The organism is Shewanella sp. GD03713, assembly GCF_029843705.1.
Taxonomy (GTDB): domain Bacteria; phylum Pseudomonadota; class Gammaproteobacteria; order Enterobacterales; family Shewanellaceae; genus Shewanella.
Genome location: NZ_JAOCIW010000001.1, coordinates 2,887,924 through 2,908,498, shown reverse-complemented (window position 1 = coordinate 2,908,498; position 20,575 = coordinate 2,887,924). Strand labels below are relative to the sequence as shown.

General features: G+C 48.0%; 19 protein-coding genes and 1 riboswitch. Of the genes, 13 read left to right on the top strand and 6 right to left on the bottom strand.

From position 1 onward, the window contains the following. Positions 1-14: 14 nt before the first annotated feature. A complete protein-coding gene (gene bioA, locus N5E87_RS12870) occupies positions 15-1,373 on the bottom strand; it encodes an adenosylmethionine--8-amino-7-oxononanoate transaminase (RefSeq protein WP_279775355.1) in 1,359 nt (452 codons plus the stop codon). A 122-nt stretch (positions 1,374-1,495) separates the two neighbouring features. On the opposite strand from bioA, the gene bioB reads away from it, so the two are divergent. From bioB to bioD, 4 genes are all read left to right on the top strand, one after another. After that, positions 1,496-2,548, top strand: coding sequence for a biotin synthase BioB (gene bioB, locus N5E87_RS12865; protein ID WP_011623120.1), 1,053 nt, complete (start codon positions 1,496-1,498; stop codon positions 2,546-2,548). A gap of 216 nt (positions 2,549-2,764) precedes the next feature. Beyond that, positions 2,765-3,985, top strand: coding sequence for an 8-amino-7-oxononanoate synthase (locus N5E87_RS12860; RefSeq protein ID WP_126511523.1), 1,221 nt, complete (start codon positions 2,765-2,767; stop codon positions 3,983-3,985). A gap of 133 nt (positions 3,986-4,118) precedes the next feature. Then, entirely contained in the window at positions 4,119-4,994 is an 876-nt protein-coding gene (gene bioC / locus N5E87_RS12855) for a malonyl-ACP O-methyltransferase BioC (RefSeq protein WP_086902141.1), read from the top strand. A gap of 53 nt (positions 4,995-5,047) precedes the next feature. After that, positions 5,048-5,743, top strand: a complete 696-nt coding sequence (gene bioD, locus N5E87_RS12850) for a dethiobiotin synthase (protein WP_086902140.1) — start codon at positions 5,048-5,050, stop codon at positions 5,741-5,743. Positions 5,744-5,825: 82 nt separating this feature from the next. Here bioD and N5E87_RS12845 read toward each other — a convergent pair whose 3' ends face one another. From N5E87_RS12845 to pepE, 3 genes are all read right to left on the bottom strand, one after another. Next, positions 5,826-6,794 (bottom strand): DUF3187 family protein, encoded by a 969-nt coding sequence (locus N5E87_RS12845; protein WP_086902139.1) that lies wholly within the window; start codon positions 6,792-6,794, stop codon positions 5,826-5,828. A gap of 677 nt (positions 6,795-7,471) precedes the next feature. Continuing rightward, complete coding sequence (locus N5E87_RS12840; RefSeq protein WP_086902138.1) at positions 7,472-9,055, bottom strand: glucan biosynthesis protein G; 1,584 nt, start codon at positions 9,053-9,055, stop codon at positions 7,472-7,474. A 408-nt stretch (positions 9,056-9,463) separates the two neighbouring features. Continuing rightward, positions 9,464-10,174, bottom strand: a complete 711-nt coding sequence (gene pepE / locus N5E87_RS12835; RefSeq protein ID WP_086902137.1) for a dipeptidase PepE — start codon at positions 10,172-10,174, stop codon at positions 9,464-9,466. Positions 10,175-10,461: 287 nt separating this feature from the next. Here pepE and htpX point away from each other — a divergent pair, with 287 nt between their 5' ends. Both htpX and N5E87_RS12825 read left to right on the top strand, forming a co-directional pair. Beyond that, positions 10,462-11,325, top strand: coding sequence for a protease HtpX (gene htpX, locus N5E87_RS12830; protein WP_011717429.1), 864 nt, complete (start codon positions 10,462-10,464; stop codon positions 11,323-11,325). A gap of 324 nt (positions 11,326-11,649) precedes the next feature. Further along, entirely contained in the window at positions 11,650-12,000 is a 351-nt protein-coding gene (locus N5E87_RS12825) for a cytochrome c3 family protein (protein ID WP_086902136.1), read from the top strand. A 71-nt stretch (positions 12,001-12,071) separates the two neighbouring features. Here N5E87_RS12825 and N5E87_RS12820 read toward each other — a convergent pair whose 3' ends face one another. Then, positions 12,072-12,818: a cytochrome b/b6 domain-containing protein gene (locus N5E87_RS12820; protein WP_086902135.1), complete on the bottom strand. Its 747-nt coding sequence runs from the start codon at positions 12,816-12,818 to the stop codon at positions 12,072-12,074. Between the two features lie 295 nt (positions 12,819-13,113). On the opposite strand from N5E87_RS12820, the gene N5E87_RS12815 reads away from it, so the two are divergent. After that, positions 13,114-13,749, top strand: coding sequence for a LuxR C-terminal-related transcriptional regulator (locus N5E87_RS12815; RefSeq protein WP_011717426.1), 636 nt, complete (start codon positions 13,114-13,116; stop codon positions 13,747-13,749). Between the two features lie 169 nt (positions 13,750-13,918). Here N5E87_RS12815 and N5E87_RS12810 read toward each other — a convergent pair whose 3' ends face one another. Next, positions 13,919-15,685 (bottom strand): PDZ domain-containing protein, encoded by a 1,767-nt coding sequence (locus N5E87_RS12810; RefSeq protein WP_086902134.1) that lies wholly within the window; start codon positions 15,683-15,685, stop codon positions 13,919-13,921. A gap of 145 nt (positions 15,686-15,830) precedes the next feature. On the opposite strand from N5E87_RS12810, the gene hinT reads away from it, so the two are divergent. The 6 genes from hinT (at position 15,831) to N5E87_RS12780 (ending at position 20,558) form a co-directional block, all read left to right on the top strand. Continuing rightward, entirely contained in the window at positions 15,831-16,187 is a 357-nt protein-coding gene (hinT, locus tag N5E87_RS12805; protein ID WP_011623075.1) for a purine nucleoside phosphoramidase, read from the top strand. Then, positions 16,184-16,711, top strand: coding sequence for a PaaI family thioesterase (locus N5E87_RS12800; RefSeq protein WP_011623074.1), 528 nt, complete (start codon positions 16,184-16,186; stop codon positions 16,709-16,711). The genes hinT and N5E87_RS12800 overlap by 4 nt, the downstream gene beginning before the upstream one ends. After that, positions 16,698-17,162 (top strand): PaaI family thioesterase, encoded by a 465-nt coding sequence (locus N5E87_RS12795; RefSeq protein WP_011623073.1) that lies wholly within the window; start codon positions 16,698-16,700, stop codon positions 17,160-17,162. Before N5E87_RS12800 ends, N5E87_RS12795 begins: the two co-directional genes overlap by 14 nt. Before the next feature lie 113 nt (positions 17,163-17,275). Further along, a complete protein-coding gene (locus tag N5E87_RS12790) occupies positions 17,276-17,668 on the top strand; it encodes a YcfL family protein (RefSeq protein WP_011626478.1) in 393 nt (130 codons plus the stop codon). A gap of 171 nt (positions 17,669-17,839) precedes the next feature. After that, a riboswitch (TPP riboswitch) is annotated at positions 17,840-17,950 on the top strand. A gap of 53 nt (positions 17,951-18,003) precedes the next feature. Beyond that, positions 18,004-20,202, top strand: coding sequence for a TonB-dependent receptor (locus tag N5E87_RS12785; protein ID WP_086902133.1), 2,199 nt, complete (start codon positions 18,004-18,006; stop codon positions 20,200-20,202). 95 nt (positions 20,203-20,297) lie between these two features. Next, the gene (locus tag N5E87_RS12780) at positions 20,298-20,558 is read left to right on the top strand and encodes a YkoF family thiamine/hydroxymethylpyrimidine-binding protein (protein WP_086902132.1); all 261 of its coding nucleotides are present in this window, start codon (positions 20,298-20,300) and stop codon (positions 20,556-20,558) included. Positions 20,559-20,575: the final 17 nt, after the last annotated feature.

Sequence of the window (20,575 nt, the reverse complement as noted above, 5' to 3'; positions counted from 1 at the left end):
TGTGTTAGCCACATTTAACCGTGACTGATGGTGATGCTTTCATTCGCAAGCGCCTCGGTTTGAGCGGCCTGTGGCGGCGTAATCGTCGCTGCCACTTGCTTCATCGCCCGAGTCAGTTGTGTCAGCTGCTCGGGGCTTATCACATAAGGCGGCATAATATAAATCAGGTTGGCAAAGGGGCGAACCCATACGCCTAAGTCGACAAATTGCTGCTGCAGCGCCGCGGTATTGACCGCTTGGTGCATTTCAAGCACGCCGACCGCGCCGAGCACGCGCACCTCTTTCACGCTGGGAATATTGATGGCATCGGCAAGCTCGCGCTGCATTTGCTGTTCGATGGCGGCAACCTGCGCTGGCCACTCCTGTTGATTGATCAGATCTAAACTTGCGCAGGCGGCAGCGCAGGCGAGGGGATTGCCCATAAATGTCGGGCCATGCATAAAGACACCTGCGGGCGATTGGCTAATGCCTTGGGCGACGTTATCCGTGCATAAGGTGGCGGCAAGGCTGATATAACCCCCCGTTAAGGCTTTGCCTAGGCAGAGAATGTCGGGCGTGATGTCGGCATGTTCATAGGCAAATAACTTACCGGTTCGGCCAAAACCCGTGGCAATTTCATCGAGGATAAGCAGCACATTATATTCATCACACAGGGCACGCAGGCCGCGTAAATATTCGCTGCTGTAGAAGCGCATGCCCCCTGCGCCCTGCATAATCGGTTCGATAATCACGGCAGCAATGTCTTGATGTTGCTCGCGCAATATACGCTGCATGGGTGCTAAATCGTCTTGGTGTAACGATTCTCCAAAGGGCGTTTGCGGCGCGTCGACAAAACATTGTTTCGTTACGGCCTCGCCAAACATGGTATGCATGCCCCCTTCGGGATCGCAGACACTCATGGCGGCAAAGGTATCGCCATGGTATCCCTTTTTCACCGTGAGAATGCGCTGTTTTTGGGCCTTTTGCGCTAAAGGCAAATCTTGCCCCTGCCAATATTGCAGCGCCATTTTGATGGCAACTTCAACGGCAATTGAGCCCGAGTCGCACAGAAAGACTTTAGTAAGGGGCTCGCAGGTCATCGCCAGCAGTTTTTTACAGAGTGTAATGGCGGGCTTGTGGGTAATGCCGCCAAACATGACATGGCTGAGTTGGTGCAGTTGCTGCTCCATCGCCGCTAATATCGCCGGGTGTCCATAACCATGTACGCAGGCCCACCATGAGCTGGTGCCATCGATAAGCTTACGGCCATCGACCAATTCCAGCTCGCAGCCTTGGGCACTGTGTACCCCAAAAACAGGAAGTGCGCGGGTCATGGAAGTATAAGGATGCCAAATATGGGCGCTATCAAAATCAAAATCGAGTAAATTGCGCATAAAAGCTCACAGTGTTGATTGAAAGTTAATCAGTGGTAAACCTGTATCACTGGTTGGCGTTGACAGTTTAAGGGCTGAGGTTATCCTAGCCAAGGTAAAATACAAAAATAAAAGGGTGTTCAATGTCGCAGTTGCAAGTTCGTCATGATTGGAAGCGGGAAGAAATCGAAGCCTTATTTGCGCTGCCGATGAATGACTTATTATTTAAAGCACACAGTATCCACCGTGAAGTGTACGATCCTAACGAAGTGCAGATCAGCCGCTTATTGTCGATCAAAACCGGTGCTTGTCCTGAGGATTGTAAATATTGTCCGCAGAGTGCGCGTTACGACACAGGCCTTGAAAAAGAGCGTCTCTTAGCGATGGAAACCGTATTGACCGAAGCGCGCAGTGCTAAAGCTGCGGGCGCTTCACGTTTCTGTATGGGCGCCGCTTGGCGTAACCCGAAAGATAAAGACATGCCATACCTCAAGCAAATGGTGCAAGAGGTGAAAGCCCTCGGCATGGAAACCTGTATGACCTTAGGGATGTTAAGCGCCGAGCAAGCCAATGAGCTGGCCGATGCCGGCCTTGATTATTACAACCACAATTTAGATACCTCGCCTGAATACTACGGCGATGTGATCACCACCCGTACCTATCAAAACCGTTTAGATACCTTAAGCCACGTACGTGCATCTGGCATGAAAGTCTGCTCTGGCGGTATTGTTGGTATGGGCGAAAAGGCCACAGATCGAGCGGGTTTATTGCAACAACTGGCGAATTTGCCTCAGCATCCTGATTCTGTGCCCATTAACATGCTGGTCAAAGTAGCGGGCACCCCCTTCGAAAAACTCGATGATTTAGATCCGCTAGAGTTTGTCCGTACCATCGCTGTGGCGCGTATTTTAATGCCTAAGTCCCGTGTGCGTTTATCCGCGGGCCGTGAAAACATGACTGACGAATTGCAGGCCATGTGTTTCTTTGCGGGCGCTAACTCGATTTTCTACGGCTGCAAGTTACTGACGACGCCAAACCCTGAAGAAAGTGATGATATGGGCCTGTTCCGCCGTCTGGGCTTACGTCCTGAGCAGGGCGCTGCCGCGACTATCGATGATGAGCAAGCAGTCTTAGCCAAAGCTGCAGCGCACCAAGATAAAGCCTCGGCACCTTTTTATGATGCGGCGGCGCTGTAACCAAGACTTATCGCCTCAGTAAAACTCGCTTCTTTGGACTTGCGCTTCGTTAAGGCGAAGCGCTGGCCCCAAAGAGGATGCGGACGGTGAGACTCTGCGAGCATTTAGCCGTCGTTATGCCAGAGGCTAAGCGAAAAAGAGTTAAGACTCCGAGTAAATCAGCAAAGTAAAATGCAGAGCAAGACAAGTTGAGCAAGAAAAGTTGAGTAAGAAAAAATGAGTTCACCACTCACTTCAAAACTGGGTGCAAAAATCCTCGCCCGTCAGCAGGCGTTAGCCGAGCAAGGCTTACTTAGGCAGCGTCAGGCACTGTCGTGCGCGGCAGCACTCAGTGAGGATGGCCCTCAGTTTGACTTAGCGGATCGGCACTATCTTAACTTCAGCAGCAATGATTACTTAGGGCTATCCCGTGCTCCCGAATTGGCCGAGGCGCTGCACCTTGGCGCTAAGCAATATGGCGTTGGTAGCGGCGCATCACCGCTGGTGACGGGCTACAGCGAGGCGCATTTGGCGCTAGAAACTAAGCTGTGCCAGATGACGGGATTTGAGGCGGCACTACTCTTTAGCTCAGGGTTTAGCGCCAATACCACCTTGTGTAAGACCTTATTCGATAAGCAGGATGTGGTGCTGGCCGATAAACTGGTCCATGCATCGATTATCGATGGATTGCGCGACAGCGGTGCGGATTTTAAGCGTTTTTTGCATAACGCCACCGATAGCGCCGAGCGCCTATTAGCGAAAAACGCCGTTTCAGCCTTGATCACTGAGAGTGTGTTCAGCATGGATGGCGATATCGCGCCGATTCCGGCGTTATCCGCACTTTGCCGAGCACATAAGGCTTGGTTAATTGTCGATGATGCCCATGGTTTTGGCGTGGTGGATGCTGTGAGTGCTCAAGTTGAGTCGACTTTAGCTTCCAACCTTATCGATATCCAGATAGTGACCTTTGGTAAGGCGTTAGGTTGTCAGGGAGCCGCGATCCTCGGGAGTCGGCAGTTGATTGAATTTCTCGTAAGCAATGCGCGGGAATATATCTATTCCACCGCCTTGTCGCCCGCCAATGCGGCCCTTGCCTTGGCCGCTGTTGAATACGCAGAGGCCCATCCTGAGCTTAAGCAAAAATTGCAGAGCAATATCTTATTGTTCAAGCAGTTGTGCCAAGATGCTGACATTCCACTCTTAGGTAGCGACACTGCGATTCAACCTTTGATAATTGGCGATGCGGCGCAAACCTTGCTGGTGGCGGAAAAGCTTAAAGCATTAGGCATTTGGGTCGGCGCCATTCGTCCACCCACAGTGCCCGTCGGCTCGGCAAGATTGCGCATTACCTTAAGTGCATCCCATAGCGAGGCTGCAATACGGCGCTGCGTCAATGGGATTGCCACTGTGCTGGCCGAGTGCGTACTGCCGAGGGTATCTGAGCGGCCTGAACGGTAAGCCAGTGTTTGATTCAGAATATCCGGTGAATGGCAGGGCACTTCAATGCTCGAGTATTGAGAGCTTGATGATAAGAGCTTGAACGTAAAAGCTTATAAGTAACAGTTTGATGTTAAAGTGAGAATAATCTGTGATGTCTATGCCGCTTGGCGTGAGTGTTAATTCCCATCAATCTGCCAGTCAGGTCGAGCATATTGCCGATCGGTTTTCTGCTGCTGCTAAGCACTATCAAGAGCATAACTGTTTACAGCGTTTAAGCGGCGCGAGTTTGTTGCAGGGATTTGCTGCCAAGGGCGCAATTCTTGATATTGGCGCAGGGCCGGGAACCGATTTCGCCAACCTAGCAATGGGCAACAAGGAGATGAGGGTTTATGCCCTTGATATCGCCCTAGGGATGCTGCAACAACTTAAAGCGACTTTTGCTAGTTACCTATGCGTGTGCGGTAATGCTGAGCAATTACCCTTTGCCGATGGCAGTATCGATAGTATTTACTCCAATTTAGCCCTGCAGTGGTGCCAAGATTTTTCGGCTGCGACCAGTGAAATGGCTAGAGTCTTAAAATCCGGTGGAGAAGCGCATCTGAGTATCGTGGCCGAAGGCAGTCTGGCGCAGTTATCCCATCTTGGTTTGAGGGTGAACGATTTTCTCTCCCTTGAAAGCTTAAAAGCGGCCTTTGATACCTCTGATTGGCAACTGTTTGATGTCCAACTTGTGCCAATGACCGTCTATTTTCAAGATCTTAAAACCTTGCTCTATTCCATTAAAGGTGTGGGCGCATCGGTACAATCCTTTGCCCAATCATCTGTACAGTCATCAATGCCTGAAGAGCAGGGGAGTGATATGTCTTCATCTGACTCTCACTCCCACTCCCACTTAAGCAAATTGCGTGGCCGCCGCGATTGGCAGGCTTTACAGCAACGTGCTGAGCAGTTTCGTGAAACACAAGGCCTGCCTTTAACTTATCAAATTGCCCAATTTCGTGTACGTCGCCAAGGCGGCTCGGTATAAGACGCTAGGCCATGACTTGGCGCGTTATTGGTACAGCTTTACAAGGAAAAATCATGTTTTTTGTAACGGGAACAGATACCGACAGCGGTAAAACCTTAGTGTCGACGGCGCTTTTAACCGCATTCAATCGTGAAGCGGCTCGTACAGGCGCTGCATACTTAAGCCTTGGGGTAAAACCTGTGGCCTCGGGTTGTGAAACCACAGAGCTGGGTTTACGTAACAGTGATGCGTTGAAACTGATGTCGGCCTCATCTTTAAAGCTTAGCTATGAGAAGGTCAACCCAGTGAGTTTTGAGCCTGCCATCGCACCGCATATAGCCGCAAAACAGCAGGGGATTAACATATCGCCAGAGGCGATTTTGGCAAAACTCGACAGACAAGCCTTTGAACAGGCTGATTTTTGCTTGATAGAAGGTGCGGGCGGCTGGCGTTTACCCTTAGGGGACGGACGCTATTTATCGGAATTAGTGCAGCAGCTTAATTTAGAGGTGATCTTGGTCGTGGGGATGAAACTTGGCTGCCTAAATCATGCCTTATTAACCCAAGAGGCGATAATAGCCGATGGTTTAACCGTTGCGGGTTGGGTGGCAAACTGTGTCGATCCCAATATGAGCGTGTTCGATGAAAACTTAGCATCGCTCAAAGAGATGATGACAGCACCATTCCTTGGTTGCATTCCTCATCTTACACAAGCGGATGCGGAACATGCCGCCAACTTTATCGATATCCAGCCCTTATTGCTGAAATAAGCTTATTCAAATAATAAGTTTGATATAAAAACAGAGGCTATATCGCCTCTGTTTTTGTTAGCATAGCTTTAAAATATTGTGATTATAATTTAACGCGATACCCAATATTAAAGGCAATGTCAGTGCTGTTATCCATATTGAAATAATTTTCAACGATGGCGAACTCTATTGCACTATTGTCTAAGTAATAGCGGTAGCCGAGTAATATCTCATTTGAGGCTTTTGAAAAATCATTTTCGGTTTCGAGTAACCCTTGGTAATGATGCAGTTCAATTAACCAGCCATGGCGCCCCGTGATATATTCATAGCCTAAATTAACGGTATAAGCATGATTATCGTAGCGGATCCCAGACAGCACCTCATTCCCCTGCCTAAAACTGACTGCGGCAGTGGAGTGAAAATAATGATTGGCATAGCGGAAACTGTAATTAAGCTGCAGTGCCTGTTCAAAGGCCTCATTTTCAAAGGGGCCAGTGTCGACATAGTTATAATATAAACTGCCGCCAAGAGATAAGCCGTGGTGTGAGTTTTCAAATAATTGATAGCCAAGATAAAGCGTTATCGCATTATTTAAGGTTTCCCCCGAAATGTTTTGCTGATTAATTCCATCCTTGGAGAAGATTTGATTCTGATGTTTAGCGGCATCTTCGCGGCCATTTTGGCTAAATCCAAATGCATCATGGAACCACATAGTCACTGAGTCTAAGTGATTATCACCACTAAAGCGCCAGTGATAGCTTGTGTCTAACAGCCATTTATCGTTGATTTGCCAGGAGAGCCCGCCTTCGAGGGTGTTATGGTAATAATCGGCAAAGTAATCATCGGTTTCAGCCCAGACGCTGGCGGCACTGGCGGAGAGGTGTAACTCTTTTTGTCCTTCGGGTAAGGAGAATCCCGAGCGTAACATTGGGGTCAAACTGCCCGCTTGGGTCGGGGATTGCGCATAGCTGCGTAGTGGGCCGTAATCGTGATAATCGACAGTGTTAGCAAAGGCATTAGGCACTAGCAACAACGAAAGTGCGAGTGTTGGTTTTAGAGGTAACAATGGCATAGCGTAAATATCCACCCACTTTATTAAAAATAGAGTCGGTTCGATGGTTGATGAAACTGAATATTGCGAGCAAAGAAAGTGCGCACGCAATAGAAATAAAAATGTTAACTATTGCGGCGGAATTAACATTTTAATTTCATTTAAAGCAGTGTGTAGCAAAGTAATACGATCGCAAGCCAAATAACACGCCCCAGCATGGGGAGTGAATAGAGTGCGAGTAATACACTCATAATTAACAATATTGTTGTTGGCTTACGCAAATATGCAGCCGTTAATATGGGTAACTTCATTTTATCTCTGACATATTCATGATGCGAAATATAACAAAAACTGAATATGGTGAGCGCAATAGATAAATATCTTGGGAAAACGTGCTTTGTGCGAGTATTCAGTTGCTTTGAGGGGCTAATATAACGCCGTAGGATTGGGGAGTAAATCTTATGAGCCGTGAAATAGGATTCAAAAACTGGAACTGAAAATCCCTATTTTTGTTAGATAAAAATAATCCTATTTATTCCGCAAAATACTGTGATAAGTCAGCGGAAATATTATACCGCTTAACTGTAAGGTTATTAACCTGAGTATTGCAATATCAATTTTACCCATAAAAAACGCCGGACTTCCGGCGTTTTTTTATGGTGTTAAGTAAAGCGATAATCGAGTGTTAGCTTATTGGCCTAGGGCCAATCATCACTGTTCCAGCGATACAACCAAGTAGCGGCAAGGGGTTTTTCATCTTTACGCAGTTGAATTCTGAGCTCTGCCACATTGGTGCTTTCAGGTTCAAAGGTCACGAAAACGCGAGCACCATTGATATCGGGATGAGCCACTATGCGGGAAGACAGAATTTTGCCTTTGCTGATACTGGCATCAATGGCAATTTTTTCAATCTCTTGCGGCTTGATATTGCTGTAATCGATCAGCAATTCTTTACCTTTCGCTTGTTTTTGTCCCTTAGAGCTGCGAACCACTCGCGCCTTAGTGTTGGCACTGGGGCTATCGTTAGATGCCGTGATGCGATAGGAATAACGATAGGGCTCGCCTTGCTTTAAGCCGCCCTGAGGCTCCCAGTAGGTGACGATATTGTCGTTGGTTTCGGCGCTCGATGGGATTTCCAGCAGCACTAACTGGCCTTTACCCCAATCGTTTAGCGGTTCAATCCAAGCGGAAGGACGTTGCTGATAGTTTGCGCTCAGATCTTCATAGTAATCGAAGTTACGATGACGTTGGATTAAGCCAAAACCTTTGATGTCTTCGTCGCCAAAGGCGCTGATCTGCAATTTATTTGGGTTATTAAGTGGGCGCCATAAGCGCTCGCCATTTCCGCGATCGATTTGTAATCCTTCGGAGTTATGTACCGCAGGACGATAGTCTGGCTTATCTGAAGTATCTAACCCGCCATAGAGGAACATAGAGGTCAGCGGGGCGAGACCCACATGGGCGATGTCTCGGCGTGGGAATAGCGTGACATCCACTTCGACCCGCGTTGGCGCGCCTGGGTAAATACCAAAGCGGTAGGCCCCAGTAACGCTCTGACTGTCTAACAGCGCATGCACCACAATGGCGGTTTGATACTTAGAGGGGCGCTCTACCCAAAAACGCTTGAATAATGGGTATTCTTCACCTTTGGGCTGGGCCACATCAATAGCCAGTCCACGGTTGGATAAGCCATAAATTTGTCCTTTAGACAGCGCTCTAAAATAGCTCGCGCCTTGGAACATGATGAACTCCTCTTTCACCTCATCGTCATTGATAGGGTAGTGCAGGCGCACGCCCGCATATTGGCCAACTTGAGTGAGTAATTTTTCAATGGCGCCATTAGGGACACTAAAGGAAGACTCAGTTAGCTCGATGGGCAAGGCTTGGCTGTTTTCAACCACATCGATATCCACGAGGTTTTTGTATAAAAAACCGGGGGCAAAGAGTTGTACCGAAAACTTAGTGGGGGTGCCGCCCCAAATCGCGGCGTTTTCTTGATAATTGATTTTGCCGTAGGTGGCGTAATCTAGATCAATGAGCTCTTTGGGGGCTTTTCTTGCTTCTTTAAACGGTTTTTGAGCCAGTTGCTGAGCCAGTTCAATGACAGTGTCATGGGAGAAGGCCTTGGCTTTTTTCTCTGGGGTCGAGTCGGCGCCATAGGCTGGGACTAAACTGCTGATGCCCATCAAACAAGCGAGTAAGGAACCGAGAAAAAACCGCGGTTGGTTCGTTTTTCGCTGTGTGATAGGGGCTAAATGATTGATTGTTGGATGCAGTCGCAAAATAGGTACTCCTCACTTCAATGGGCTAAGGTGCAAGATTGGCACCCGTAACGTGCCCAAAACTCCCGATTTATAAATCACTTAGAATGCATTAGTTCGGGAAGTGTTTAGGGGTGGATAAAAATTTAATCTTGTTAATCAAAGTGTTCGACAACGAAATTAGAGCAGTTACTTAAGTGGTGCAAGTATTTTCTCCCGCAGGATAAGTGCTGATCTTATCGGTTAAAGCATCAGGTAGCTTGGGTGTTAACTTGGGATATTACTGCTATCCTGTTTCACCGCACGAGGTATAGAGGCCTCTTTTATATGATATTTTGCGGCATTTTATCGGCCAGCAAGTCTGATGACAAACTCACACTCGGTGGCCGATATTAGCAGATTAGCTGAGGCAATGCCGCCGAATAGATCTTATTTCAGTAAATGGGATAAATCGCTTCCTACAGGGATAGGGATCTCTTGCTGCTCACCACTGAATAAATAGGCTGGGTTGTCACCGAGCAGGGATAAAGTGTCTCCTTGACGCCAGAGTGCGCTGCCTTCGACGATACCAACAACTGGGGTGATAGGATCGACACGGGTGAATTCGAGTAAGCGTTGGGCGCGGGTTTCGCCGTTATGCCCAGGAGCGCGGTAGTTCGAATAATGTGGATTTAACTGAAATGGCACTATATTTAACGCGGTAAACGACGGCGGCTCGATAATCGGCATATCGTTGGTGGTGCGAATGCTCAATCCCGAGACGTTAGAGCCCGCGCTCCAACCAATATATGGTTTACCATTCAGTACTTCTTCACGGATCAGATGCACTAAATCGTACTTATAGAGCTCGTGTAGTAAATGGAAGGTGTTGCCGCCACCGATCAAAATGCCGTCGGCATCTTTAATCGCTTGGCGCGGATCAGGATGTTGATGAATGCCGCTGATATCGAGCCTGAGTTCGCTTAATCCCGCCACGACTGAGGCCAAATAAGTGTCGTAACTCATGCTGACACCGGCATAGGGGATAAAGATCCATTTTTGGGCGTTAGCGGTGAGCGGTTTGATAAAGGGAATCGCATGGGAAAGGTAAGGCGTATCACCGACGCGAGAACTGCTCAGTAGTAGGGCATTAACTGTCATTTTTTTATCCTGAAATCTCGGAATGTGCTGGCATGTTAACAAAGTTTAATCGCGATAAACATAGATAAACACACATGAATTTGGCTGTAATGCTGACAGAGCCTAGATTTAAGCTTGGATTAATATACTGTCCCTAGACTCACGAGCCATGAAAGGCAATGTCTAAATTGAGAGAAAAATTAGCGAGTAGAAAAACTCTTATCTTTACCCCTTGAATTTCGATTAATTGGACATATTATGTCTTTGAGCAAAGTTAAATGGCATGTGTTTGCCGTAAAGGAGCTGAAATGAAGCGTATTTTTTTATTGATTGCGACTAACCTAGCCGTGTTGCTGGTAGCCTCAATTGTGATGTCTATTCTGGGCGTGAATACGTCTACTATGGGTGGACTACTTGTGTTCGCTGCGATTTTTGGATTCGGCGGAGCCTTCATCAGCTTAGCCATTTCAAAATGGATGGCGAAAAAGACTATGGGCTGTGAAGTGATCACCACGCCACGTGATAGCACCGAGCGTTGGTTGTTAGACACTGTTGCACGCCAAGCGCAGCAAGCAGGGATTAAAATGCCAGAAGTGGCAATTTACCAATCGCCAGAGATGAACGCTTTTGCCACTGGCCCAAGTAAAGACAACTCATTAGTTGCCGTGAGTACCGGTCTGTTGTACGGCATGAGCCAAGATGAAGTTGAAGGGGTACTTGCCCACGAAGTGAGCCACGTTGCTAACGGCGATATGGTGACACTGACCTTAATTCAAGGCGTGGTGAACACCTTTGTTATCTTTGCTGCGCGTGTTGTTGCGGGCATTATCAACAACTTCGTCTCGAGCAACGACGAAGAAGGTGAAGGTTTAGGCATGTTCGCTTATATGGCGGTCGTGTTTGTCCTCGACATGTTGTTTGGTATCTTGGCCTCGATTATCGTGGCTTACTTCTCACGTATCCGTGAATACCGTGCAGACGAAGGCGCAGCACGTTTAGCGGGTAAGCATAAGATGATTGCAGCGCTTGAGCGTTTACGCCAAGGCCCTGAAAGCTCAGCAATGCCTGCGCAAATGTCTGCCTTCGGTATTAACGGCAAGCGTTCAATGGCAGAGCTGATGATGAGCCACCCGCCATTAGAGAAGCGTATCGCCGCTTTACAGACCCGTTAATCGAGGCTGTAAGATCAAAAAAGGAGACCTAGTGTCTCCTTTTTTATTGGGGCTTTTCTTTTTCTACGGATTAGGCTAGGGCCGTTTTTAGTTGTGAGCGATAGGTTAAGTCAATGTAAAACTCTTATATAAGCATGTGGTTACATGATGCAGCGCACATTTTACCCCTTGGTATATTGATAAAGTTACTTTGCATTAAGATTGGGTTGCTTATTGCTCAATCCTTAGCTAAGTTAAATCGAGTCGTGCTATTTACATTGGTTGCGAGATGGAAGTCACCCTGACAAGAATTTCCACTGTCAATCGCCATTGGAGGATACAATTGTGAGCAAAAAACTATTAAGTGCGCTTTTCGGGGCAAGTCTTGCAGCGCTGGCGCTGTCACCAACCGCATTTGCCGCGGATCAAAAATTATCAGACTTCCATGCTGAGTCAGGTGGTTGTGAAAGCTGTCATAAGGATGGTACGCCTTCTGCTGATGGTGCTTTCGAATTTGAACAATGTCAAAGCTGCCACGGCTCTTTGGCTGAAATGGACGCAGTACATAAGCCACACGATGGCAACTTAGTTTGTGCTGACTGCCACGCTCCACATGATATGAACGTAGGTCAAAAACCTACCTGTGAAAGCTGCCATGATGATGGTCGTACTCCAGACTCTATCCTGAAGAAGTAATCCCTACTTCGGTATAAGCTTGATAAAAAATGCCAGCAATTGCTGGCGTTTTTTTATATACATGATTTATCTCACTCGTCCTTGGGTTGCCCTTGGATCAGTTTTTTACCGGAAAACATGGCCGAAATGATCCCTGGTTGACGTTTGATTTCGGTATAGACCACCGCAAACACATGCAGCACGATAAGAAGCATTAATAAATACACTGCGTATACGTGGACTTCACCGGCCAGCCCCTTCATGGGCTTGATTGCATTGGCTTTATCGGTATCTACGCCCGTGGCATCGTAGGGTTTTAAACTACTCGGGTCGACATTCGCTGCCGCTAAATACTGTTGTACTGTGCTGCCGAGCGGTGGATAGTAAATATCAGTGCCGGCGCGAATCAGGCCTGTCGCCATTATGGTGACCAATAGGAGCATGATGGCGAGCACTGCGAATTTCCCCTTAGGATTGTGGCCTAGGTATTGGGGGTTTTTACCCGCGGCAAGCTCTGCTTTATAGGTTTGTAACTCGGCCTTACTATTGGCATTGGGGAACATATGGCTAAAGCGGGCGTATTTATTGCCCATAAACCCCCACACTATGCGGGTAAGTAAATTAATCGCAAAAGCATAGCCAATGATGACATGCAGGGTTTTAAGCCCGATTTTGCCGGAGAGTTCGGTTATGCCTAAGTCGCTGCGAAACATCATCATGCCACCCACAATCAGTAGGGCGAGCACGAGGAGCAGATTGATCCAATGAAACAGGCGGGTCGGTCTGTCCCATACCCGATATGATTTCATTTCGACTGGGATTGGTGGTTGATTGGACATAATATTTCCTTATTATTTGTGTTGATTTATCTTACGCCTTTCAATCATGAATAGCGCATTATTTTCAGTTTAGATTCAGCCTTCTGATTGACAATACTCAATGCTAAAGTTGCAGAAGTTTTTGATTTGCGTACGGTAAATATTTTTATCGTAAGTCTTTTGAATCTGTTTTATCTAATGCTAATATCGTGTGCACGGTAGACTTGGAAGTCTATTGAACGGATGTTGAAGTGGTATTGAGAGATGTTTCTCCTCTCAAAATGAATAATCGTTAACCAGACAGGGAGTGAGCAGGATGTTCAAAATATTACATTGGATTGTAGTGTCAAGATCGCAAGTTTTGATGGAATTACTGGCCGGACGCTGGCCGCAGGAGTTTCTCGTTAAGCTGTCCCAAGTCAGCCCAGACGAGATGTGCGATCAAATCAAAGATAACCAAGCCTCTATGGTGGTGATTGACCTTTCCACCGTCGATCTTCAAAAAGCCTATCAATTTCAACGCTTGCTTGCCCGCGAACACCCGAGTGTGCGAGTCGTTTATATCCAGTTCCCTAAACAGGTTGATGCCCGTTTCTTAATGCAAGCCTCGACTACGGCAGGGGTGTTTTATCTGGATGCAGGACTGACTGAAATCAGCCTTGGCCTCTCCAACATCCTGCGTGGGCACAGAGTGATCCCTATCCAATTGGTGAACGGGGTGAATGATGACTTTGGACTGTTCGAAGATACCGAGCCATTAACTATCCGTGAGCGCGAAGTGTTACAAGCCCTGCTGTCTGGCAGCACTAACCTCGATATCGCCAATCAATTGTTTGTGAGTGAAAGCACCATTAAGACTCACTTGTACCGTGTCTTCCGTAAGATTGGTGTGTCGAGCCGTGGTCAAGCCATCGCGTGGGCGCAAACCTATTTACACGATGTGGTGGTGTAACCCATTGTTGATGGGTCGCTAAGCTAATATTCAATTGCACAAACAAAGAAACAAATAGAAAGGGGCAATCGTCGATACGATTGCCCCTTTTGTGCTTTATGGATTAAGACTAATGCACTAAAAACTAGTGCATTAAAGACTATTGCATTAAATATAAATGCATTAAAAATTAGCGACCTAGCCAAGCCTGCAGTTTGTCTTTATCTGTGATGCTTAAGGCAACCGTATCTTTTGGCGCCTCGGCAATAATCAGTTCTCCCGTCATCAATTCATCGCGTCTAAACCAATGCAGGGTTAAGTGTTGTCCGAGTGGATATTGCTGAAGCTGCGCTTCAAATTGACCTGTCACCTGCAGATTATCCGCCGCAATTAAGATATCTCCGGCGCTTAAGCCCGCAAGATGTGCAGGGCTGCCTTGGGCGACCGTGGTCACTTTAAGGCCGATTGGTGCGGCTTGCGTCTTAGCCCCAAAGGCAATCTCATACCCTTTGGCCGAGCCACCGCCGACATCCTGCGCGCCTTGGCTCGCTCTCTGGGTCAATTCAACGCCAAACTCGGCCAGTAGCGGTGCCAGCGGGATATCGTCGGTATTGTCTAAATAGGCGAAGAGATCTTGGCAATCGCGCCCCAATAAGCGTTCAACAATCCTTTGATGACATTCATCTGTGGTGCCGCGATTTTGCAGGGCATATTCCTGCCACAGAATGGTCATTAGATCGTCGAGGTTGTATTTTCCTTGAGTCTCGCTTCTGAGGGTTAAATCCAGATACAGGGCAAACAGGGCGCCCTTAGTGTAATAACTGATAATGGCGTTTTGGGCGTTCTCATCCTGTTTGTAGAACTTAGTCCAAGCGTTAAAGCTCGAGTCCTTAATGCTTTGTTTAAAGCGGCCTTGACTGCGGTATACCCGGGTAAAGGTTTCGCTCAGCATATCTAAGTAGCTTTGCTCATCGACTAAGCCTGCGCGATAGGTGAGGAAATCATCATAATAGGAGGTGATGCCCTCATAGGCCCACAGCTGCGGCGTATAGGTTTCCGCCTCAAGTTGATAGGGTAAGAAGCATTCTGGCTTGATGCGCTTGACGTTCCAGCTGTGGAAATATTCATGGCTACAGAGCGATAAATAGGTGCGGTAGTCATTATTAATCGGCGCATCCATCGATAGCGGTAAATCCTTGCGCGAGCACATGAGTGCTGTCGATGCCCTATGTTCCAAACCTCCAAAGCCATTGTCGAGTACTGTTGTCATAAACAGATAACGTTCAAAGGGCGCTGGCGTACCAAACAGCTTGATTTGATACTCGCAAATTGCCTTTAAATCTAGGCAGAGTCTCGGCATATGAGCGCGGTGGCGACCGTTTAGTACGATATCGTGTCTTACGCCGCAGGCTTCAAAACTGGCGTGGGTGAATAGCCCCATCTCAACTGGATGATCGATAAGTTCGTCATAGTTTTGCGCGCAAAACTCACCAAAGGCAAATTCATCACCGCTTTGACGTGTCATGCTAGTAGCGAGTCGCCATTCGTTTAGGCTTGGCTCGGTCGGCGCCGCCATTGTTACTGTGTGTAAACCTGCCTCAAAGCCGTGGGCGGCTAAAAACACACTGCTGCCGTTAAAGAAACCGTGGGTCATATCGAGGTGCGCGGTGCGTACCGACAAGTCCCAAGCATATACTTGATAGGTTAAGGTGAGTTGGGTGCTTTGATGTTCGACCGACCAGGTTTGTTTATCCAGCTGAGTGAGCTTAAGCGGCTCGCCGTTATCGCCTGTGGCTTTAAGATCGATAATATTCTTGGCAAAATCCCGCACCATATAACTGCCGGGAAGCCACGCGGGCAGGCTAAAAACTTGCTTAGGGTGAGGCTTTTGTACCGTCATGGTGACGGCGAACAAGTGCGCCTTGGGATCGACGGGAATGATGTGATAGTGGAGCATAATTTATCCTGTAAAACCGATGCGTTTTAATGGGCGTCATGCTGCCAAAAATGCGCACAACAGGCAAATGAAACGCAAAATATCTGGAGACACAAAGCGTTGAATTGCTAGTATACTATCCCAATTAACCCAAGGAGGACTCCCCATGGCCGAAGAAACCATTTTCAGCAAAATTATCCGCCGCGAAATTCCCGCCGACATTCTGTACCAAGACGAGCTGGTGACCGCATTTAGAGACATCTCACCAAAGGCGCCAACCCATATTCTGATTGTGCCGAATCATTTGATCCCAACTGCAAATGATATGAAAGCCTCGGATGAGCCTGCACTCGGCCGGATGATGACAGTGGCGGCCAAATTGGCGGCAGAGGCGGGGATTGCCAAAGATGGTTATCGTTTGATCATGAACTGCAACAAACATGGCGGACAGGAAGTGTACCATATCCATATTCATCTCGTTGGCGGAGAGCCATTGGGACCCATGCTGAGCCAAGGTCAATGAAGGTAAATCCTGATTTTTTTCCGCTGACTCAAATGGCGCAGCGATTTGTCGATCAGCTCGCCCAGTGCCGTCGCTTAGGGTTAACCGTGCTCGAAGCCAGTGAGCACCATGTATTGATTGAGTTGCCCTATAGCACTGAGTTAATTGGTTATCCCGATACGGGCGTTATCCACGGCGGGGTGATCACTACCCTGATGGACACGGCCTGTGGCAGTGCGGTGGTGAGTGCGATTTTTCAAAAATATCAATCCTTAGAGATTTCGCCCACCCTCGACTTACGGGTCGATTATATGAAGCCCGCGCAGCCCCATAAGCCGGTGTATGGTTTTGCCGAGTGCTATAAGTTGTCATCTAATATCGCCTTTACCCGCGCCATCGCCTATCAGGACAGCATCGATGATCCTATCGCCCATGCGGTGGGCTCTTTTATGCGTATCAGCCCTGAAATGGTGGGCGATGCCTTTAGACAAGCCTTGATGGGAGAAGCCGTGCCGCCCTTAGGAGAGACTGATGAACTCAAATAAGCCGACCGAGCAGAAAACCCTCGATGTGCAGGGAATTGTAAAACGCGCCACCGAGCTGAACGACTTTGGTCATCTACTCGAACATGTTCCTTATGCTAAGTTTATTGGCATGAAGGTCGAGCGCTTTGGCGACGAGCTGATTTTCAAACTCCCCGCTAAGGACGACAATATCGGTAATCCCATCCTGCCCGCGATTCATGGTGGCGTGATTGCTGGTTTTATGGAAATGTCGGCCATAGTGCAATTAATGGTGTTTATGCAAACGGCAAAAGTGCCAAAAGTCGTTGATTTCTCGATTGATTACCTGCGAGCAGGCCTGCATAAGGACAGCTTTGCAGAATGTCGTATCACCCGTCAGGGGCGACGGGTCGCCAACGTGAATATCAATTGTTGGCAAACCAATCGTAAGCAGTTGATCGCTACCGCAAGGGCGCACTTTTTGATCGATTAATCGCGAGGGTGGGGCAAGATGAGTACGTTAAGCATAAGTTCAGCTGGCGTCGCGTAGTGTCATTGCCCATCCGTTGTTCGGCACCTAGGTTTTTGTGAGTGAGGGAAAACAAAATGAAAGCAATTTACAGTGGAGTAATCTTGGCTGCAGCACTGACACTCGGTGCCTGCACTAATACGGCGGGCATTTCGGTGAACTCACTGGGAGAAACCCGCGTCGATAACAACAGCTTCGCCCGTGATATCAGTGTTGAAGGGGTTGAGGCGCGCCGCGTTGGCGATCTGATCCAAGGTTCGGCGTTGATCGTCAGCAAGTCCTCAAGCGATATGCGAGTGCAATATAAGTTTACTTGGTACGACGCCAGCGGCTTTACCATCGAAGATGAAGCCACCAGTTGGAAATCGGTGAAATTACACGGCAAACAACAGCTGCAAGTGTCGGCCGTGGCCCCAAATGCGCAAGTGGCGAAATTCGATGTTTATGTGCGCGAGACTTATTCAAACTAACGTTTTGCGAGTGTTAGTGTGAATGTGAGTGTGGGCTAAAGAATACCGCGGTATTTCGTTACGCTAACACCTAGTCGATATCGATTAAACGGCCATTAAGCCAAAAAATGCCAGCAATGCTGGCATTTTTCATTTCAAAGTGTCGTTCTTTCCTGCTTGTCATGTATACTAAGCGCCGCCAAGGGGTGTTTGCCAACAAAGTGGCAGACTGAGATGTCATCAGACGAACCCTTAGAACCTGATCCGGCTAATACCGGCGTAGGAATGGGCCAATCAACAGCACACTTCTGAATCGCTTATTCGTTGCCGGATCTCAAACATGTATTTGAGGTCCTATGTCTAACAAAAAGTCTACCAAGAGTTCCACCTTCTCCTTATCGTTAACGCGTGCGCCATTGGCGCTGGCCATTTCGGCTGCGTTAAGCACGGCCGCATGGGCGCAAACCGATGCTATCGATAAACCTGAGCCTAGCAATGATATGGAAATCATGGTGGTGACTGCAGATTTTCGCAGTGCCAGCTTAGAAAAAATGCCATCGAGCATTACCGTTATCGATGCCCAGCAAATCCAAGATGAAAGCGCCCAACACTTTGAAGACGTGATGAATTCCATCGCTAACTTTAACTGGTCGGGTGGCAGCTCACGTCCTAAGTATTTCCAGATCCGTGGCGTAGGGGAGCAGGAGCAATATCAAGGTGCACCTAACTCATCTGTGGGTTATATCATTGATGATATTGATTTATCTGGTATTGGCATGGTGTCGAGTATGTACGATCTGCAGCAGGTCGAAGTGTTACGCGGCCCGCAGGGTACCCGCTATGGCGCCAATGCGTTAGCGGGCTTGATTTACCTTAAGAGTAATGACCCGACCGATGTGTTTGAACATGGCGCCGAGGTCTCTTTAGGCAATGACGATTTACAAACCTTTAGCGGTTTTAGCTCAGGGCCGTTAACCGATTCGGGTAAATTGTTGTACCGCGTGTCGCTGCAGCAACATCAACAAAACGGTTATCGCGATAATCTGTATTTAAATAAAGAAGATACCAATGGTCGTGATGAATTTACTGGTCGCGCTAAATTACGCTGGTATGTCACCGACAATCTGCAACTCGATTTAACTCTGCTGCATGCCGATTTTGATAACGGCTACGATGCCTGGAGCTTAACCAACGATCCTAAACATACTATTTCGGATCAGCCGGGTGTCGATAGCCAGCGCACCACGGGCGCAGGATTTAAAGCAACTTACTCGGGCGCTGAGTCGTTTGAGTTAACCTCGCTGACTTCATTTGCCAATACCGATCACCATTATAGTTACGATGGCGATTGGGCGAACCCTGAATATTGGGCCTCCAAGCAATGTGAGGATGAGGGCAATCTCGCCCCTTGTCAGTACGATTACTTCTGGGACAAAACCGGTCAGCGTAAGACCTTATCCCAAGAGTTCCGCTTAAGCTCGACCGACCAAGGGCGTATTTTTGCCGGCTCAACCGACTGGTTACTTGGGGTTTATGCGATGAGCCTTAAAGAAGATAACCAACTGTATTCTGAATATAATACTTGGCCCGATGAGGTGTTAGATTCTGAATATGAAGCAACCAATTACGCCGTATTTGGTCAGCTGGATACGGATTTAGGCGCCGATTATGCCTTGTCTGTGGGGCTGCGTGTTGAGCGTCGCAATAGCCACTACTCAGACACCAATAATGATAATTTTGACCCGAGCGAAACCATGTGGGGCGGCCATATTGCGCTGAGCAAAGTGCTGAATGAATCCCATAATGTGTACGCCCGTGTGGCGCGCGGTTACAAGGCGGGCGGTTTCAACATGACCTTGCCAGTCGAACTCAATGATAAAAAAGAGTTTGATACCGAAACCCTATACAACTACGAAATCGGTCTTAAATCCCATTGGTTTGAAGGGCTTATCGATACGAATCTGGCGCTGTTCTATATGGACAGACAGGATCAGCAAGTGGCCGCATCCCAGCAAGATCCTAACAAGCCACAACGCTTTATCCTCTACACTGAAAATGCGGGTAGCTCACACAACTACGGTGCCGAGTTGGACGCCACTTGGTATGCCACCGATAATCTCCAGTTTTACTCAAGCCTAGGTTGGTTAGAGACGGCGTACGGCGATTACCAGTACCAAGATAAATACGGTAGCGATGTGGATTTAACTGGCCGCGATTTGGCCCATTCACCACAGTTAACCTACAGCTTAGGCGGCACCTATCGTGCGAACTCGGGTTGGTTTGCCAACGTCAACATGAGTGGTAAGAGTGAGTTTTACTACTCAGACAGCAACGACTCGCGCTCTGAGCCATACACCATTGTGAATGCGCGCTTAGGTTATGAGGCGAGTGCTTGGTCGGCATATTTATGGGGCCGCAACCTGTTCGATGAAGAATATGGTGTGCGTGGTTTCTATTTTGGCAATGAGCCGGATAACGGCTGGGCGGAAAAGCAATATATCCGCTACGGCGATCCACGCCAAATTGGGGTCACACTAAGCGTTAAGTTTATGTAATCCCTTAAGAATGATACATCAGATGTCAGGCTGTGCTCGCTCATTGCGTCACCGCCTGACGATTGCATTATTAGCATTTGACCCAAGGAGTGAAGATGAAACTCACCGCCGAAATTAGCATGTATCCCTTTAATGAAAATTATCTCGATCCGATCAAATGGTTTATCCATCGCTTGGACAATTACCCCACGATTCAACGTGTTACCAATGCCATGGCGACGCAAGTCTGTGGCGACTATCAAGACGTGATGGCCATGCTCGCGACCGAGATGCAAGCCGCCCATGAGAAATGGGGCAAAGCGGTGTTTGTATGTAAGTTTATTGGTGGTGAGCTGAATTTAGCCCACAGCGAGTAACGCCCTGAGTTAACTTG

What these genes read in the sequence shown, in the direction of transcription:
- bioA (WP_279775355.1), bottom strand. Translation starts at nt 1,373, where the DNA reads ATGCGCAATTTACTCGATTTTGATTTTGATAGCGCCCATATTTGGCAT.
- bioB (WP_011623120.1), top strand. Translation starts at nt 1,496, where the DNA reads ATGTCGCAGTTGCAAGTTCGTCATGATTGGAAGCGGGAAGAAATCGAA.
- N5E87_RS12860 (WP_126511523.1), top strand. Translation starts at nt 2,765, where the DNA reads ATGAGTTCACCACTCACTTCAAAACTGGGTGCAAAAATCCTCGCCCGT.
- bioC (WP_086902141.1), top strand. Translation starts at nt 4,119, where the DNA reads ATGTCTATGCCGCTTGGCGTGAGTGTTAATTCCCATCAATCTGCCAGT.
- bioD (WP_086902140.1), top strand. Translation starts at nt 5,048, where the DNA reads ATGTTTTTTGTAACGGGAACAGATACCGACAGCGGTAAAACCTTAGTG.
- N5E87_RS12845 (WP_086902139.1), bottom strand. Translation starts at nt 6,794, where the DNA reads ATGCCATTGTTACCTCTAAAACCAACACTCGCACTTTCGTTGTTGCTA.
- pepE (WP_086902137.1), bottom strand. Translation starts at nt 10,174, where the DNA reads ATGACAGTTAATGCCCTACTACTGAGCAGTTCTCGCGTCGGTGATACG.
- htpX (WP_011717429.1), top strand. Translation starts at nt 10,462, where the DNA reads ATGAAGCGTATTTTTTTATTGATTGCGACTAACCTAGCCGTGTTGCTG.
- N5E87_RS12820 (WP_086902135.1), bottom strand. Translation starts at nt 12,818, where the DNA reads ATGTCCAATCAACCACCAATCCCAGTCGAAATGAAATCATATCGGGTA.
- N5E87_RS12815 (WP_011717426.1), top strand. Translation starts at nt 13,114, where the DNA reads ATGTTCAAAATATTACATTGGATTGTAGTGTCAAGATCGCAAGTTTTG.
- N5E87_RS12810 (WP_086902134.1), bottom strand. Translation starts at nt 15,685, where the DNA reads ATGCTCCACTATCACATCATTCCCGTCGATCCCAAGGCGCACTTGTTC.
- hinT (WP_011623075.1), top strand. Translation starts at nt 15,831, where the DNA reads ATGGCCGAAGAAACCATTTTCAGCAAAATTATCCGCCGCGAAATTCCC.
- N5E87_RS12800 (WP_011623074.1), top strand. Translation starts at nt 16,184, where the DNA reads ATGAAGGTAAATCCTGATTTTTTTCCGCTGACTCAAATGGCGCAGCGA.
- N5E87_RS12795 (WP_011623073.1), top strand. Translation starts at nt 16,698, where the DNA reads ATGAACTCAAATAAGCCGACCGAGCAGAAAACCCTCGATGTGCAGGGA.
- N5E87_RS12790 (WP_011626478.1), top strand. Translation starts at nt 17,276, where the DNA reads ATGAAAGCAATTTACAGTGGAGTAATCTTGGCTGCAGCACTGACACTC.
- N5E87_RS12785 (WP_086902133.1), top strand. Translation starts at nt 18,004, where the DNA reads ATGTCTAACAAAAAGTCTACCAAGAGTTCCACCTTCTCCTTATCGTTA.
- N5E87_RS12780 (WP_086902132.1), top strand. Translation starts at nt 20,298, where the DNA reads ATGAAACTCACCGCCGAAATTAGCATGTATCCCTTTAATGAAAATTAT.